This is a genomic window from Arthrobacter sp. FB24, from assembly GCF_000196235.1.
Taxonomy (GTDB): Bacteria; Actinomycetota; Actinomycetes; order Actinomycetales; family Micrococcaceae; genus Arthrobacter.
Genome location: NC_008541.1, coordinates 3,234,118 through 3,250,501, shown reverse-complemented (window position 1 = coordinate 3,250,501; position 16,384 = coordinate 3,234,118). Strand labels below are relative to the sequence as shown.

Sequence of the window (16,384 nt, the reverse complement as noted above, 5' to 3'; positions counted from 1 at the left end):
CCGGCTTTTTCGTGCCCTTTTGCATCCCGCTCCCTGGCCCTTCGCCGGTGCTTGTGCCCCCGGCGACACCCGGCGTACCGTGGCGCTTAGAGCAACCGCGGGCGCTTAGGGACGGGCCCGGCCACAGGGCCGCCGGATCCGCGGGGAGGCATCATGGCAACGTCTGAAGCCGGTCTTGACCGGGGCCGTTCCGCCTTCGAAGGGCATCGGTGGACCGAGGCCGTCGAACAGTTCCTTGACGCCGACCGGCGTGGCGGGCTCACCGCGCCCGATCTCGAACGCCTGGCCACAGTGGAAATCCTGACGGGCAAGACTGACACGGGAATCGACAACCTCACCCGCGCGCACGAGGAGTACCTCGTCGTCGGCGACGTGCCCGGTGCGGCGCGCTGCGCCGGATGGATCGGCATGCATCTGATGAACACAGGCCAGATGGCCCGCAGCACCGGCTGGTTTGCACGCGCCGGACGGCTGGTGGCTGAACTGAACGAGCCCTGCGTGGTGGAGGGCCTGCTGCTGCTTCCGACGGCTCTGGGCATGCTATACGGCGGCGACCCTGACGGTGCCAACCGGGTCTTCGCGGACGCCCTGGCCGTCGGGGAACGGTTCCAGGACCGGGACCTCATCTCCCTCTCCTTACTGGGCAGGGGGCAGGCCAGCCTGATGCTCGGTGACATCAGCAGCGGCGTTCGGCTCTTTGACGAGGTGATGGTGGCAGTGACCGCGGGGGAGGTTTCGCCGGTGCCCTCGGGCATCATCTACTGCGCCGTCATCGGCAACTGCCACCTGGCCTTCGACCTGCGCCGCGCCCTGGAGTGGACGACTGCGCTGGACCGCTGGTGCGCGGGACGGCCGGACATGGTCCTGTTCAGCGGCCAGTGCCAGGCCCACCGCGCCGAACTGTACCGGCTGCACGGGGCCTGGGATGACGCCATCAGCGCGGCCAAGGACGCGCAGCGCCTGGCTGCGGCAGGGGACTATCATGCGTTCTACGGCGGCTTCTACCAGGAGGGCGAAGTAGAGCGCCTGAGGGGGGACTTCGCTGCGGCGGAGGAATGCTACCGTCACGCCGGACGCAGTGGCTACGAGCCCCAGCCAGGACTTGCCCTGCTGAAGCTGGCCCTTGGCGATATCCCTGCCGCGCGCGCCCTCATCCGGAGGGCGGCCGATTCCGCCGACGTCGCCACCCGCCGCCACCTGCTGCCGGCGCTTGTGGAAATAGAGCTGGCCGCGGGGGACACCGCCGCGGCCAGGCGGTCCGCGGACGAGCTGGCCGCCGTTGCGCAGGACTGCGCGATGCCGATGGTGCAGGCCGCCTCCTGCCAGGCCGGGGGCGCCGTCCTCCTAGCCGAAGGAGAGCCCGCCCGGGCGCAGCCGGTCCTGCGACGCGCGTGGATGCTCTGGCGGGAACTGGGCGTTCCGTTCGAGGCAGCACGCTGCCGAACCCTTGTGGGCCGTGCCTGCCGTGCATCCGGCGACGAGGATGCGGCGGAGATGGACTTCGAGGCGGCGCGGGCCGAGTTCCTCGCCCTCGGCGCAGCCCCGGCGGCTGCCTGGACCTCACTCGAACACACGCCGGTGCAGGAGAAGGACGCCGGACCCCTCACGCCGCGCGAGATCGAAGTGCTCCGGCTCGTTGCGGCGGGAAAGGCCAACCGTGTGATCGCCGGTGAGCTTTACCTGAGTGAAAAGACTGTTGCCCGGCATATCAGCAACATCTTCCTCAAACTTGGACTCCGGTCCAGGGTAGCCGCCACCAGGTACGCCTTCGAGCACGGGCTCGCCGGGTAGGTATCAGGCTGCATACAACTACCCACCCGTGGCCCGGGCAAAATGCATAATTCTGCCGACGCGGACCGTGCGGATGCCGACCTAGTGTCGAACTATGAACCTTCCCGTCCTGGCCGGTACGTGCTCCACCGTACTGTTCGCCCTTGGCATGCTGCCGATGCTTCTCAAAGCGGCGCGGACCAAGGATCTGGCGTCCTATAGCCTCAGCAGCCTGGTCCTGAGCAATGTGGCCAACGCTGTCCACTCCGTGTACGTCTTCCACCTGCCGGCCGGTCCGATCTGGCTGCTCCATGTGGTGTACGTTCTGGCGTCCGCGCTGATGCTCGTGTGGTGGCTGCGCTACAGGAGCGAATCGCACGGTCGGGATACAGGGCGGCCGGGAACCAGCCGGGACGGTTCATCCGATCAATCCGCAGCGGCTGAACAGGAGGCAGCGCAATGAACAACATACGAGAAGAAGGCGGGTCCGGTGACATGCTTGACACGCTGGTGATCGGAGGGGGACAGGCCGGCCTGGCCATCGGCCACTACCTCAAGCGCCAAGGCCGGAGATTCCTGATCCTGGACGCGAATCCGAGGATCGGAGATGCCTGGCGGCAGCGGTGGGACACGCTGAGGCTGTTCACTCCGGCAAAGTACGACGGCCTGCCCGGCATGCGTTTTCCGGGGGACGGGTTGTCCTTCCCGACCAAGGACGAGCTGGCGGACTACCTGGAAGCCTATGCCGCCACTTTTGCGCTCCCGGTCCGCACCGGCACCCGGGTGGAGAAGTTGTGGCGCGAGCAAGGACGGTACGTTGCCGTTTCGGACGGAAAGCGATGGGAAGCAGGCAACGTCGTTGTGGCGACCGGTTGCACGCAGGCGCCCAGGCTGCCGGACTTTGCGACAGACCTCGCGCCGTCGACCGTGCAGCTCCACTCCAGCGAATACCGGAACCCGGACCAGCTCCGGGCCGGCCGTGTCCTGGTGGTGGGGCTGGGCAACTCGGGAGCGGAAATTGCCCTTGAAGTGAGCCGGACGCACCACACAGTGGTAGCAGGCAAGCCGGGCGGCGAGCTGCCAGTGCGGCACGGAAGGGCCGCGGCCCGCTTCGTCCTGCCCGTGGTGCGGTTCGTGGGGCTCCACGTGCTGACACTTGACTCGCCAATTGGCCGTAAAGCCGCACCGCTAAAACTAGGGCACGCGGACCCGCTGATCAGGACCAAAAGCAAGGACCTCGCTGCCGCCGGCGTCGAACGTGTGCCGCGGGTGACCGGCGTGCAGGATGGCCTGCCTGTGGTGGCGGGAAGACCCCTCGATGACGTGTCCAACGTGATCTGGTGCACCGGCTACCGGGAGTCATTCGACTGGATCGCAATGCCAGTGTTCGACGGCGACGGACGGCCAAGGCAGCACCGCGGCGTGGCGCTCGATAAGCCCGGGCTGTTCTTCCTGGGAGAGGAATTCATGTACTCAGCGGCTTCGGCCACCCTTCCCGGTGTATGCAGGGACGCCCGATACGTGGCCGGGAAGATCCCGGCCGTGGTGTCGCCGGTGAAAGCGGTGGCGCGGGGCTAGCTCCGGGCGCGCAAGGCCTGTCGCCTCAGCCGCCGGGCCATGCCCTCCGGCAGTCGCTTGGTGATGATCCGGTAGAAAATGAGGACCGCAACCGCAGAAACCACGATACCCAGGAGGTTCAGCAGCAGCTGAAGCGCAGACCCCGCCGCTTTCTGGTACTCGCCCAGGACCAGCGCGACGGCGACGAACCCTGCGGCGGGAACGGTGGTCACCGAAATGAAGACCCCGATCAGGGCCGCGGAGCGCCGGCTGATCACGGAGAGCATCCCTGCTGCACCGGCCAGCACCGCAACGATCAGCGAGTAGGGCCCTGGATGATAAATGAATTCCACGGCTGACCCGGTGTCGAGGGTGTCGGCAGGGAAGAGCCCCAATGGAACTGACAACCAGGCCGTCAAGGCTGCCAGGAGCATTGCTACGGGAAAACCGACACCCAGAGCCAGCGCGGCGCTGCGTCCCAGCTTCCATTTGCGCTGCGCCAGCGCGACAGCCAGGGCAGCCAGCGGCCCGAACTCCGGCCCGACGGCCATGGCCCCGACGATGGCGATGGTTGAATCCGTGACGATCCCGATTGCGGCCAGTTGCGTGGCCAGGACGAGGAAGGCCAGATAGCTCCAGGTGAGCCGCGAATCCTCGCCTGTCTGGCGCGTCACCTCGTCCCAGATCATGGCGTCGGCCCCGTCGCCGGGCGCCGCTGCTTCAGCCCGGTCGGCACGCCGGGAGAGCATGAGCTCCGGCATTGAAATGGCGATGGAGCCGACCTCCTGGAGGTTCAGGGCATGCAGCTTTTCCAGCAGCTCCTCGACTGATTCCCTGGCCACGTGGACCACCACCACATCCCCGGGCGGCTGGATGGACGCTCCCTTATGCACGGCCACTTCCGCCGCGCCGGTTTGCTGTGTGCAGCTTTCCACCACCAGGTCGGAGAGCTCCGCGGGTGTGCATATCCGTACCTGAACGATCACTATGGCCACTCCTCCGTGTTTTCCGGTTCCGCGATCCGGCGTCGGCACCAGCCTAGTTTCCCGGCCGGCCCGTAGCCGCCGCACGCCTCTGGAAACTCCCAGCTTGCGGTGCCTTAATGGGAGGCGGGGGTTCTTCCCGAATGCGCCGGCGATTGGCGATGAAAATTACGATTCGGTAACATGGATGCTTTGGTTGTCCGCCTGAGGGGTTTTTCTATGTCCATAGCGAGAGCCCTGGCCTCGCCGCGCCGTAGTGGCGCCGGAACTGAAGCGAGCCGAAAATCGAAGTTCAGGCCGGAAATCCAGGGCCTGCGCTCGCTGGCCGTGCTGATGGTGGTCAGCTACCACGTCTGGTTTGGCCGGGTGTCCGGCGGCGTTGACGTATTCCTGCTGATCTCGGCCTTCCTCATGACGCTGCAGTTCGTGGGCAAATATGAGCAGGGCCGCCCAATGGCACTGTTCAAGCATTGGCTGCACCTCTTCCGGCGACTGTTGCCCGCCGCGGTCACAGTGATAGTTGCCATCCTCGCCGCGAGCTTCATCTTCCTGCCGAGCACCCGCTGGCTGGACGTGATCGCGCAGGGCTGGGCATCCCTGTTCTACATGGAAAACCGGCTCCTGCAGACGCAGGCCGTCGACTACTATGCCACCGACCACAGCCTGGCCAGCCCGTTCCAGCACTTCTGGTCGCTGTCCATCCAGGGACAGGTTTTCATTCTGTGGCCGCTGATCTTTGCCGCGGCCGCGCTGCTGGCGAAGCGTTACCGGCTGCACTACCGGATCCTGCTGTGCTACATCTTCGTCGGCGTGTTCCTGGTGTCACTGACGTACTCGATTATCTTCACCCTGACCAACCAGGCGCAGGCCTACTTCGACACCGGCGCCCGGCTGTGGGAATTCGCCCTCGGAACACTGGTGGCGCTGATCCTTCCCGGCCTCCGGATACCCCGGACAGGGCGCATAGCCCTTGGCTGGCTGGGCATTGTCGCCATGTTGAGTTGCGGGATCCTGCTCAACGTCCAGGCGGCGTTCCCGGGAGTGGCGGCCCTGTGGCCCACACTTGCAGCCGCCTGCGTCATCGCTGCCGGCCAGACGGGGAGCAGGTTCGGCGTTGACCGGATCCTGAGCGCCGGACCACTGGTCCGGTTGGGGGACAACTCCTACGCCCTGTATCTGTGGCACTGGCCGATCCTTGTCATTGCCCTCGCGGCGACGGGCCGCGACCACGCCGGGCCGTTGTCCGGCACGGTCATCATCGTGGCGTCGATGGGCCTCGCCTACCTCACCACCAGATTCATCGAGAAACCCTGGCGTGAATGGACATGGCCCGAGGTCAACCGCCGTCGCGCACTGATTGCCGTCGCCGCCGCAGTGGCCACCGCTTCCGTTCCCCTCGCCGGGTGGCAGTTCCAGATCAGCAGCGCCACTGCTGCCGCCGCAAGCCAGGCCTGGGCCAATAACCCGGGTGCACGGGTGCTTGATCCCGGCTACGTCGACGCCGCCGACAAGTCCGCGCCGCTGCTCCCCAGCCTCACCACGGTGGCGGAGGACTGGCCGAAGTTTCAGGGCGGCTGCACCACCAACGACGCCGAGCTCATCAACCTTTGCTCCAACGGCAAGGACGATGCGGAGAAATCCATTGTGGTCATTGGTAGCTCGCACGCCCATGTCTGGGCCACGCCACTGCTGAACCTCGCCGACAAGCACGGCTGGAAAGTGGAGACCATCACCAAGGGCTATTGCCCGGTGACTGATACCGCCGCCCCTGAGCTGTCCGAAGGTTGCCTCGACTTCAACAAGGACACGGCCAGGAAGGTCCTGGAGATGAAACCGGACCTCGTGGTCACCACCAGCACGCGGACAGACCCGAATCCGAACAAGACGGAATTCATGGACCCGGCGTGGGTTCCGGAGATCAAGGAAATCAACGGCGCCGGCATCCCTGTCGTTGCGCTCCGGGACACGCCCCGAATGCCCGAGGCCGTCCCGGACTGCCTCGAGCGCAACAAGGACAACTATTCGGCGTGCGCCGCCAAGGCGGCTGACAGTTATCAGCCGGCTTCGCCGGACGCCGAAATTGCCGCCCAGGTGCCGGACACAAAGTTCCTCGACCTCAGCCGCTTCTTCTGCCAGGGCGACACCTGTCCGGCGGTCATCGGCAACGTCATGGTCTACAAAGACGACAACCACGTCACCCGCACCTATATGGACAGCATCACCCCCTACTTCGAGAAGGAGTTTCTGGCAGCGACCGGCTGGAACACGGAATGACGACGACTCCCGCGACGACATCTACGAACAAGGCGGCCAGGAAGGGGTACCGCCCCGAGGTCCAAGGCCTCCGGGCACTGGCAGTACTGATGGTGGTCACGTACCACGTCTGGCTGGGCCGGGTATCCGGCGGCGTGGACATCTTCCTGCTCATCTCCGCGTTCCTGCTCACCCTCTCCTTCGTGCGGAAAGTGGAAAGCGGCAGCCCGCTTAAGCTGGTCAGCCACTGGCTGCACCTGTTCAAGCGGCTGCTGCCTGCCGCCGTCGTCGTTATCCTGGGTGTGCTGGCCGGCACCTGGGCACTTCTTCCGCAAAGCCGCTGGCCGGACGTCCTGGACCAGGCGTGGGCCTCACTGCTCTACCGGCAGAACTGGCTGCTTGCGGACTCGGCCGTTGACTACTACGCGCAGGACCACTCCGGCGCGAGCCCGCTGCAGCATTTCTGGTCACTGTCCATCCAGGGGCAGGTCTTTATCCTGTGGCCCCTGGTGTTTGCGGGAATCGCCCTGCTGCACCGGGTCCTGCGCCGGCCCGGGATCAGTTACCGCATGCTTTTGGCCGTTGCCTTCGGCGTGGTTTTTGCGGCGTCGCTGGCCTTTTCCATTGACCAGACGGCCACCAACCAGGCCTACGCCTACTTTGATACCAGGACCAGGCTGTGGGAGTTTGCATTGGGCTCCCTGCTGGCTCTCGCACTTCCTTACCTGAAGCCGGGAAAGGTCCTTCGGATCATCCTGGGCTGGGCGGGCGTGGTGGCCATGGTGTCCTGCGGCCTGCTGCTGACGGTGGACCGGTCCTTCCCGGGTTTCGTGGCGCTCTGGCCCACGCTGTCGGCGGCGGCAATCATTGTGGCCGGCCAGAGCGGCAGCCGCTTTGGTGCCGACCGCCTCCTGAGCTGGAAACCCCTCGTGTCACTCGGTGACAACTCCTACGCGCTGTACTTGTGGCACTGGCCGCTGCTGGTCCTGGCCCTCGCGGGCACGGGTGTTGTCTCGCCGAACCTCGTCCAGGGCCTTGCCATCGTGGCAGCCTCCGTGGCGATGGCAGTCCTCACCACCCGGTTCGTGGAAAAACCGCTGCGCGAATGGCACTGGCCGCAACGGCGGATCTGGCGGAACGCCGTCGTAATCGTGGCGTGCGGAGCCCTGCTCGCGGGCCCGGTGTCACTGTGGCAGACCAAACTGACGGCCGAGGAAGCAGCCGCCGCGGCGCAGCCCAGGGAACTGACGCCGGGTGCCGCCGCACTGACTCCCGAAAACGCGGGAAAGCCGACGCCGGAAGCCAGGATCATTCCGGCGCCGGCTGCCATGAAGAACGAGTGGGCGGATATCGACGGCCTCTGCACCGACGGCAATGTGCCCGGTGACCCGCTGCTCTCGGGCTGTCTGCAGAACAGCAAGCCGGACGTTGTCACCAAGCGGATCGTGGTGCTGGGCGACTCGCACGCGCAGCAGTACATGGCCGCGCTGGGTCCGATCGCCAAGGAGCACGGCTGGGAGGTGGTCACGCTCCTCAAGGGCAGCTGCCGCTTCGGCGCGGAGTCGGCCGAGCGTGATGCTGAGTGCAATGCCTTCAATAAGGCCAGCGCTGCATATGTGCTTGAACACAAGCCGGACGCCGTGTTCACCGTGGCATCCCTGACGCATGTCGAAGCGCCGTTCGAAACGGAAGTGCCTGGTTACCTGGAGGGCATCAAGCCGTTCACGGACGCCGGGATGGACGTCGTGGGCGTCCGCGACAATCCGCGGTTTGGGTTCAACATGCCGGAGTGCGTGCAAAAGAGGGGGGCCGCCGCGGAGGAGTGCAATCCGCCGCTCGGTGAAGCGCTCGCCGACTCGTCACCGCTGGACCAGTACCGCGGCAAGGTGGCCGGCCTCCACCTGATGGATATGAGCGACTTCATCTGCGCCGACGGAATCTGCCCGGCAGTGGTGGGCAACATCTATGTCTACAAGGACGACAACCACCTGACGAAAACGTATGTGCAGAGCATGATTCCCATGTTCGAACAGCGGCTGCTGGCCGCCACCGGCTGGACCTGAGCCGGCGTGACCTGCGGGCACGTGCGGTTGCTCACATTACCGCCGCGGAATATGGGGATCGCCGCAGAGGTTCTAGAATTTATTCAACACTTCCGCACCAAGGCACCACCATCTGCACAGGCCAGTCCCGTAATGACGGGCTGGTCATCAGCTGCAACCCCTACCCGTGAACCCCGGAATTAAGGTAAGAGGCGCACTCATGACCCAGCCCGAACACAACCCGTTCGGCTTTATCGGCCTGACCTACGACGACGTCCTGCTCCTGCCCGGGCACACCGACGTCATCCCGTCAGAAGCAGACACGTCCTCACGTATCTCCAAGCGCATCACCGTCCAGACGCCGCTGTTGTCAGCTGCCATGGACACCGTCACCGAGTCCCGCATGGCTATCGCCATGGCCCGCCAGGGCGGCCTGGGCGTGGTCCACCGCAACCTGTCCATCCAGGACCAGGCCGACCAGGTGGACCGTGTGAAGCGCAGCGAATCCGGGATGATCACCAACCCGCTGACCATCGGGCCGGAAGCTACCCTGGCTGAACTGGACGAGATCTGCTCGCACTACCGCGTGTCCGGCCTGCCGGTGGTGGACGAGGGCATGCGGCTCCTCGGTATTGTCACCAACCGCGACACCCGCTTCGTGCCGGAAGCGGATTTCCCCATCCGCCTTGTCAGCGACGTTATGACCAAGATGCCCCTGGTCACCGGGCATGTGGGCATCAGCCGCGAGGAAGCGTCGCACAAGCTCGCCACCAACAAGATCGAAAAGCTTCCGCTGGTTGACGACCAGGGCCGGCTCAAGGGCCTCATCACCACCAAGGACTTCACGAAGGCCGAGCAATACCCGCTTGCCACCAAGGACGACGAAGGCCGGCTGCGCGTCGGGGCCGCCATCGGATTCTTCGGTGACGGCTGGGAGCGTGCCATGACCCTCGTTGACGCCGGTGTGGACGCTTTGTTCGTTGACACCGCCAACGGACACTCCCAGGGTGTGCTGGACATGATCCGCCGGCTGAAGTCCGATCCCGTGGCCGCGCATGTGGACATCATCGGCGGCCAGGCTGCCACCCGCGAAGGCGCCCAGGCGCTCATCGACGCCGGCGCCGACGGCATCAAGGTGGGCGTTGGGCCGGGCTCCATCTGCACCACGCGTGTTGTGGCCGGCGTCGGCGTTCCGCAGATCACCGCCATTTACGAGTCCGCCAAGGCGGCCATCCCGGCCGGCGTCCCGCTGATTGCCGACGGCGGCCTGCAGTACTCGGGCGACATCGGCAAGGCGCTGGTTGCCGGCGCCGACACCGTCATGCTCGGTTCCCTGCTGGCCGGTTGTGACGAATCACCGGGCGAGCTCATCTTCGTGAACGGCAAGCAGTTCAAGAGCTACCGCGGCATGGGTTCCCTTGGGGCCATGCAGACCCGCGGAAAGAACACGTCCTACTCCAAGGACCGCTACTTCCAGGCCGACGTCTCCGGCGACGACAAGCTGATTCCGGAAGGCATCGAAGGCCGCGTGGCCTACCGCGGCCCGCTGGCGTCCGTTGCGTACCAGCTGGTGGGCGGCCTCCGCCAGACCATGTTCTACACCGGTGCTCCCACGGTTGCCGAGCTGAAGGCACGGGGCAAGTTCGTCCGCATCACGCCGGCCGGCCTCAAGGAATCCCACCCGCACGACATCCAGATGACCGTGGAAGCCCCGAACTACGGCTCACGCTAAGTCCGCCGGTCCGAAGGGGATGGGGAGTCTTCCCCATCCCCTTCGGGCTGCCGAGTCTGTATATTCGATGGAGTAAATACTTCACCGGCCTTGGGGGATGGTTTGGCAGGCGGATTCCATGGGGCCGATGTGGCGCAGCTGAGGCAGCTCGCCGCCACGATGCGGTCGGCCGGTCGAATGCTGGACGGGCAGCGGCTTTCCTTCAATGCCGGCGTGGCCGGAACCCCGTGGCCCGGCCCTGATGCAGAGAGGTTCCGCCAGGACTGGAGAGGAACCCATAGCCGCTCGATGAGGGCAGCAGCCCTTTTCCTTGACCAGGCCGCGGACACGCTGCTGCACCAGGCAAACGAGCAGGAATCGGCTAGCTCGGCCGCCGGAGGTGCGGCTGTGTCCGGGCCGTCCGGCGGCAGCTCCGGAACGCCCGGCCCGGGGAATATCGCCGGCAAGTCCGCCCCCGAGGTCCGGGACTGGTGGCTGAGCCTCACCGACGCCCAGCATCAGGACTTCATCCGGGACCACCCGGACCTGGCAGGGAACACGAACGGCATACCGTTCAATGTGCGGGTCGAGGCCAACCGACTGAACGCCCAGGAACGGATTGCCTGGCTCCAAACAAAGGATCCGGAACCGGAATTCAACCCCTGGAACATGGATTCGACCTATCCGGTGCGTTTCGCCGCCGAGCACGAGGCCTGGCGGGAACGGCAGTCCGGACTGGCGTATCTCCAGCGGGCGGTCGACGGGAAAATCCAGCTCGCCGCCTATGATCCCGGTGAACAGTCCATCGTGGAACTCATCGGCAGCTATGACGGGCACACGACGTCCATGATCACGTATGTTCCCGGCACCACCACCAACGAAGCGTCGTTCTATGGCGGCGGCCCGCAACAGCTGGCCAACCGCTTGGTTGAGGCGGACAAGTCGGGCGGGACCGCGGCGTTTGTGTACAAGGGATCGGAGTTTCCCGACGGTGGCTTTGTTGAGGCATTCCTGGTGGAGGCCAAGAGCGATGAGTTCGTGGCCGATTCGGCTCCAGTCCTGCGGGCCTTCCAGGCCGCTGTCGACCTTGAGTTGCCGTCCGGGGCCCAGTCGGTGGGCATAGGCCACAGCTGGGGACTTCGGAACCTCACCGGGGCGGAGATCGAAGGAGCCCACTTTGACAAGCTCGTAGCCCTGTCCGGCGCTGCCATGCCTCCTGGCTGGGAGCCTGACCCCGGCACCGACTATTCCAGTTTCACCTACCCCGATATCCTGCTGACCGCCGAAGCAAACGGAGTTGTAGGGGAGAATTACCCGATGAAGGAGCCCGCCTTTGAAAAGCACGTTTATGAGCCGCCGGGGGGCTTCGAATGGACACAGGCCTACAGCATCGACAACCACAGCCTCATCGCCACCACGGATCCCTGGAATGAAAAGGCCATCAACGACGTCCGTACGGAACTCCGTGATCGGTAGGGCCGGACACGGGTGGACAACCGCCTGGCGGGTAGCCGGGGCAATAGCATTCACTGCAATGGTGGCCTCATGCGGGCAGGCCGGAAACGGAAAAGACATGGACATCAGCCTCGAATCAGCCAAATCCAAGGTCATGTCGATGGAAAAGGAAATCGTGGCGCTGCTGCCCGAAGACGCGGTCGTGTCAACGTGGGCAAACGACACCTCAAGCCTGCTGCGTTGCGACGGCGAGCGGAAGAAATGGGCCGGTGATGCCGAAGCCGAATTGATGCCGGGAGTGGACCGCGACGGGTTCCTGGATGAGGTGGCCGCTGCAGTGTCCGGCCGGGCAGGGTGGAAGGTTTCAGAAGACAAGACCCTCAACGGGGATCGGTCGCTCGATCTCCTGCACGAGGACGGCACCCACCTGTTGGTCTCTTTCGAGGAGCCACCGGAAACGCTTCGGATTGCGGGCTACAGTGCATGCTTTGATCTCCCTGAATACCAGTACGGTGAGAAGTACTGACCCTGCCGCCAGGCCGGTTCCGCAGCACTAGGCTGGATGCATGTCCCAACCACGCCATCCCGCCGAACTGAACCCAAAAAGGGACCCTCAGCGGCGGCTTGCCGTGCGGCCGTACGCGCGGGCTGTGGCGCAGGTTCTGCGGGTCAGCTTCCGGGCCTCTCCTGCCGCCGTCGTGATGAAGGTGGTCGGCTCGCTGATCTCGGCGCTGCTGCCCCTGGTCACCACCTACTTTGCCGCCCTGACCACCACGGCCTTGGCGGCCGCGTACGCCGGCGACGCCGCCGAGGGCCAGCGGGCGATCGTCTACGTCATCATCACCGCCGCGCTGGGTCTGTTCTGGGGTGCCTTCAGCAGTGTGGACCGCTACATCCAGCAGCTCATGAGCTTCAGGGTGGGGGCCATTGTGGGGGACCTCATGTACGAGCGGTTCCTGGCCCTCGATTTCTGGCGCTATGACGACAAGGAGACGGTGGACCTGTACGACCGCGCCAAGCGGTTCTCCGATTCCTATGCCCGGGTCCTGGACCGGATCGCCGCGATCTTTACCCAGCTGGTCTCCGTGATCCTGGCCGTGGGAGCCCTTCTGCTTGTGAGCTGGTGGATCGCCGTGATCGTCCTGGTGGCCATCGTTCCCAGCGTGTACCTGCAATTCAAGCTGTCCCGGGAACAGATCGCCCACTGGAATACGCAGGTGGATTCCCGCCGGCAACGCCGGATGATCGAAACCAACCTGCTGCGGCCGCAGCACATTGCCGAGATGCGGCTGTACGGAATCGTCGGCTACCTCATGGGGTTGCGCTCCCGGCTCCGGGACGCCGACGAGAAGCGGCGGCTTGATTTCCAGAAGCGCTACATTCCCAAGCAGCTGGCAGCGGACGCCCTGCAGTACGGCGCCGAGGTTGTTTCGCTGATCTGGGTGGTGGGCCAGATCATCGCCCGTGCCCAGCCGGTGGGCCAGTTCCTGTACGTCCAGCAGATCGTCAGCCGGGCGCTGTCCACGGCCAACAACCTCGTCTCTTCGCTCAGCTCCATCGACGAGGACCTGGCGAACCTTAAGGACTACGAGCTATTCATGGCGCTGCCCGTGCACTCCGAGCACGCTCCGCCGCTCCTGCAGGCTCCGAAGACCGTGGAGTTGAGGGACATCCGGTTCACGTACACGGGCAGCGACATCGAGGTTATCCGCGGCATCACCATGACCATCCGCGAGGGCCAGCACATCGCCATCGTGGGGGAGAACGGCGCCGGGAAGTCCACCCTGATCCGGATTCTCGCCGGCCTCTACCGCCCCGATTCGGGGCAGGTGATGCTCGACGGCGTCGACCTCGCCGCCGTCGACGTCAAGTCCTGGCACCGCCATCTGGCGGTGCTGAGCCAAGAATTCCTCAAATATGAGTTCGCCACGGCAGCGGAGAATATTCTCTTTGGCGACGTCGATTCGCCGCGGGACGATGAGCGGATCCGGCGTGCGGCCTCCGATGCCGAGGCCCTCGAATTCATCAACAAACTGCCCAACGGCCTGGACAACCACGTCAGCAACTGGATGGAAGACCCGCGCGGGCGCAAGGGCAGCGGACTGAGCGGCGGCCAGTGGCAGCGGCTCGCCATGGCACGGAACTTCTACCGGAACGCCTCCTTCATGGTGATGGACGAGCCGACGTCGGCGATCGACGCGCTCGCCGAACACCGGATCTTCACCCGCCTCTTCGCCGACCGAAGCAGCACCATCATCGCCATCAGCCACCGGCTCGCAACGATCGAGAAGGCGGACATCGTTTACATGCTGGAAGACGGCAGGGTCGTGGAACAGGGAACCCACCGCGAACTGGTGGCTCTCCGTGGCCGGTACTTCAGGATGTTCGAATCGCAGCTCACGGTGGACGAGGCCGAGGGGATCTGACCTTTCCGCCGGGGCGTAGTCAGCGGTGTTCGAGCTTTGTCCAAGGACCGGACCGCCGGCCGCGCAGGAGCGCGCGGCCGGCGGTTCGGTCTTTATTGGAGTGGAGAGCTAGGACGTGGTCACGGACGTGTCATCAAGGTAGAAGTACGTCGACAGCGATGAATCCTCGACACCCAGGAAGCGCAAGGTCACGCTCTTGCCCTTGTAGGCGGAAAGATCCAGCTGCTTCTGCACGTAGCCGGTGGACTCGTTGAGGTTGGAGTACGTGGCCAACGTGGTGGTGGTGCCGCCGCTGATCATCTGGACTTTGAGGGTGTCATAGGCCGAGCTGGCAGTCGTTTCGTCGGACTGCACTTTCAAGTAGAAGGACAGCGACGCGGCGGACACGGTGGAGGGGACTGCGAAAGCCTGGTCCAGCTTGTAGGACGTCGCCTGGCCCCAGCCGTTGAGTCCGGCGAAGCGGGAACCGGTCCGGGCATTTGTACCGGTTTCGAAGGTATCGGCGTGGTCAGAGGTCCATGAGGCGGCGCCCTCTTCGAAGCCGGGGTTCAGGAGGAGGTTGCCTGACGGCGGGGGAGTGGTCCCGCCCAGCAGTCCCATGGTCTTGGTGGCGTCAGAGAGGCCGGCGCCGCAGCCGGTGGTGCAGCCGCCCGGCATCGCGCGGGTTCCCTGCTTGAGCGTGGACTCGACCTGGGCCGGGGTGAGGGAGGAGGTTTTGGATTTCATAAGTGCAGCTAGCCCGGCCACGTGCGGGGCCGCCATGGATGTCCCTTGGTAGTTGGCGTAGCCCGCCGAAGACGGCGTGGTGGTGCCGGTATTGATGGTGGAGAGGATCCCGCCGCCGGTCACCCTGACGTCTCCGCCCGGTGCGGTCAGGTCAACCGTGGCGCCGTAGTTGGAGTAGTAGGAGAGGCTGCCGCCCGGGTTGCTCGCGGCCACACTCACAACGTTGTTGCAGTTCGCCGGGCGGAAACCGGAAGCATCCTGGTTGCTGTTGCCGGCGGCAACCACCACGGTGGCTCCCCGCGAAACTGCGGAATCGATGGCCGCTTGGTAGGTGGTGCCGCAGGAGCCGGATCCGCCCAGGCTCATGTTGATGACCTTTGCCGGGTTGGCGTTGGCCGGGATGCCCGAGACGGTTCCGCCGGCTGACCAGATGATCGCGTCGGCGATGTCGGACAGGGAACCGCCGCACTTGGCGAGGACGCGGACCGGGACCACTTTGGCATTGGGTGCCACGCCGGCCACTCCGGTCGCGTTGCCGGTCACGGCTGCCACGGTGCCGGCCACGTGGGTGCCGTGCCAGGAGCTGTTGCCGGCCGTTGTCTGGCCGCACTCGCCGGCGGCGTACCAGTCGCCCTGGTCCTGCGCGTTGGCATCGCGGCCGTTGCCGTCCCGTGCAGCGGTGGCGTCCGAGACAAAGTCGTAACCGGGGAGCACGTTGGCGTCCAGGTCGGGGTGGGCAGTGATGCCGGTGTCGATGACGGCCACTGTCACGCCGGTGCCGGTGGCGACGTCCCACGCACCGGGAATCCGCATGCCGTTCGTGGCGGTGAAGTCCCACTGCTCGCCATAGCGCGGGTCGTTGGGTGTGAGCGCCACTGTCATCCGCGCGTCGGGCTCTACGGATTCGACCGACCCCGAGGCCGCAATCCCGGCCATGAAGTCCTTGGCCGCCTGCCCGGCCAGGGCCTTGTCCGCCTCGATCAGCGTTCCGCCGGTGGCCAGGGTGCGGACTTCCTTGACTGTCACGCCCTGCGCGTTGGCTGCCTTGCCCCAGGCGTTGGCGCGGCCGTTAGGCGTGGAGTTGGCCGCACTTTCCTTGTAGTCCACGATGAACTTTGTATAGGCCTCGCCTGCGGCCACAGCCTGCCCCTGGGGGCTTTGGGCCGCGGCGGCTCCTGGGGAGGAACCGTCTCCGGTTCCGGTGGTGGCGAAGACCGGTGAACTCGCGAAGGCCAGGGTGCCGACTGCTGCCGCGAGCGACAGCGCCAATATGCGATGGCGCCTGATTGGTGCCCTTGCTGCTTTTGCCAAAAGGAGCTTCTTTCTCGGATCGGGCATAGGTGTGGCCCGGATGGTGGAGTGATGGACGGTCACGTGGTGTATCAGGTGGTAACCGAGAGTAAACGTAAAGGTATTTTCACAACTTGTAAATGGTTGACAAATCGTGTCAATAAAGTGTGG

11 protein-coding genes are annotated in these 16,384 nt (G+C 65.2%); 9 read left to right on the top strand and 2 right to left on the bottom strand.

What is annotated here, in order from left to right:
- Positions 1-153: 153 nt before the first annotated feature.
- The 3 genes from ARTH_RS14650 (at position 154) to ARTH_RS14640 (ending at position 3,348) form a co-directional block, all read left to right on the top strand.
- Complete coding sequence (locus ARTH_RS14650; RefSeq protein WP_011692724.1) at positions 154-1,791, top strand: helix-turn-helix transcriptional regulator; 1,638 nt, start codon at positions 154-156, stop codon at positions 1,789-1,791.
- A 94-nt stretch (positions 1,792-1,885) separates the two neighbouring features.
- Positions 1,886-2,233 (top strand): hypothetical protein, encoded by a 348-nt coding sequence (locus tag ARTH_RS14645; protein ID WP_011692723.1) that lies wholly within the window; start codon positions 1,886-1,888, stop codon positions 2,231-2,233.
- On the top strand, positions 2,230-3,348 hold the full coding sequence (locus ARTH_RS14640; protein WP_011692722.1) for a flavin-containing monooxygenase: 1,119 nt from the start codon (positions 2,230-2,232) through the stop codon (positions 3,346-3,348). The genes ARTH_RS14645 and ARTH_RS14640 overlap by 4 nt, the downstream gene beginning before the upstream one ends.
- On the opposite strand, the gene ARTH_RS14635 is transcribed toward ARTH_RS14640, so the two are convergent.
- Positions 3,345-4,313 carry a DUF389 domain-containing protein gene (locus ARTH_RS14635; protein ID WP_011692721.1) on the bottom strand — a complete coding sequence of 323 codons (969 nt, stop codon included), beginning with the start codon at positions 4,311-4,313 and terminating at the stop codon, positions 3,345-3,347. The two genes, ARTH_RS14640 and ARTH_RS14635, sit on opposite strands and share 4 nt — an antisense overlap.
- 216 nt (positions 4,314-4,529) lie before the next feature.
- Between ARTH_RS14635 and ARTH_RS14630 the strand changes: the two genes are divergently transcribed.
- The 6 genes from ARTH_RS14630 (at position 4,530) to ARTH_RS14605 (ending at position 14,197) form a co-directional block, all read left to right on the top strand.
- The gene (locus ARTH_RS14630) at positions 4,530-6,584 is read left to right on the top strand and encodes an acyltransferase family protein (RefSeq protein WP_011692720.1); all 2,055 of its coding nucleotides are present in this window, start codon (positions 4,530-4,532) and stop codon (positions 6,582-6,584) included.
- On the top strand, positions 6,581-8,626 hold the full coding sequence (locus tag ARTH_RS14625) for an acyltransferase family protein (protein WP_011692719.1): 2,046 nt from the start codon (positions 6,581-6,583) through the stop codon (positions 8,624-8,626). The genes ARTH_RS14630 and ARTH_RS14625 overlap by 4 nt, the downstream gene beginning before the upstream one ends.
- Positions 8,627-8,825: 199 nt before the next feature.
- Positions 8,826-10,337, top strand: coding sequence for an IMP dehydrogenase (gene guaB, locus ARTH_RS14620; protein ID WP_011692718.1), 1,512 nt, complete (start codon positions 8,826-8,828; stop codon positions 10,335-10,337).
- A 129-nt stretch (positions 10,338-10,466) separates the two neighbouring features.
- Positions 10,467-11,792: a hypothetical protein gene (locus ARTH_RS23165; RefSeq protein WP_011692717.1), complete on the top strand. Its 1,326-nt coding sequence runs from the start codon at positions 10,467-10,469 to the stop codon at positions 11,790-11,792.
- 97 nt (positions 11,793-11,889) lie between these two features.
- Positions 11,890-12,297, top strand: a complete 408-nt coding sequence (locus tag ARTH_RS14610; RefSeq protein ID WP_232223523.1) for a hypothetical protein — start codon at positions 11,890-11,892, stop codon at positions 12,295-12,297.
- A 40-nt stretch (positions 12,298-12,337) separates the two neighbouring features.
- Positions 12,338-14,197, top strand: coding sequence for an ABC transporter ATP-binding protein (locus ARTH_RS14605; protein ID WP_011692715.1), 1,860 nt, complete (start codon positions 12,338-12,340; stop codon positions 14,195-14,197).
- A gap of 108 nt (positions 14,198-14,305) precedes the next feature.
- Here ARTH_RS14605 and ARTH_RS14600 read toward each other — a convergent pair whose 3' ends face one another.
- Positions 14,306-16,234: a S8 family serine peptidase gene (locus ARTH_RS14600; protein WP_232223522.1), complete on the bottom strand. Its 1,929-nt coding sequence runs from the start codon at positions 16,232-16,234 to the stop codon at positions 14,306-14,308.
- Positions 16,235-16,384 lie beyond the last annotated feature (150 nt).

Bases quoted from the DNA above. Each gene is read 5' to 3' on its own strand.
- ARTH_RS14610 (WP_232223523.1), top strand. From the start codon at position 11,890: ATGGACATCAGCCTCGAATCAGCCAAATCCAAGGTCATGTCGATGGAA.
- ARTH_RS14645 (WP_011692723.1), top strand. From the start codon at position 1,886: ATGAACCTTCCCGTCCTGGCCGGTACGTGCTCCACCGTACTGTTCGCC.
- ARTH_RS14650 (WP_011692724.1), top strand. From the start codon at position 154: ATGGCAACGTCTGAAGCCGGTCTTGACCGGGGCCGTTCCGCCTTCGAA.
- ARTH_RS14605 (WP_011692715.1), top strand. From the start codon at position 12,338: ATGTCCCAACCACGCCATCCCGCCGAACTGAACCCAAAAAGGGACCCT.
- ARTH_RS14640 (WP_011692722.1), top strand. From the start codon at position 2,230: ATGAACAACATACGAGAAGAAGGCGGGTCCGGTGACATGCTTGACACG.
- guaB (WP_011692718.1), top strand. From the start codon at position 8,826: ATGACCCAGCCCGAACACAACCCGTTCGGCTTTATCGGCCTGACCTAC.
- ARTH_RS14625 (WP_011692719.1), top strand. From the start codon at position 6,581: ATGACGACGACTCCCGCGACGACATCTACGAACAAGGCGGCCAGGAAG.
- ARTH_RS14630 (WP_011692720.1), top strand. From the start codon at position 4,530: ATGTCCATAGCGAGAGCCCTGGCCTCGCCGCGCCGTAGTGGCGCCGGA.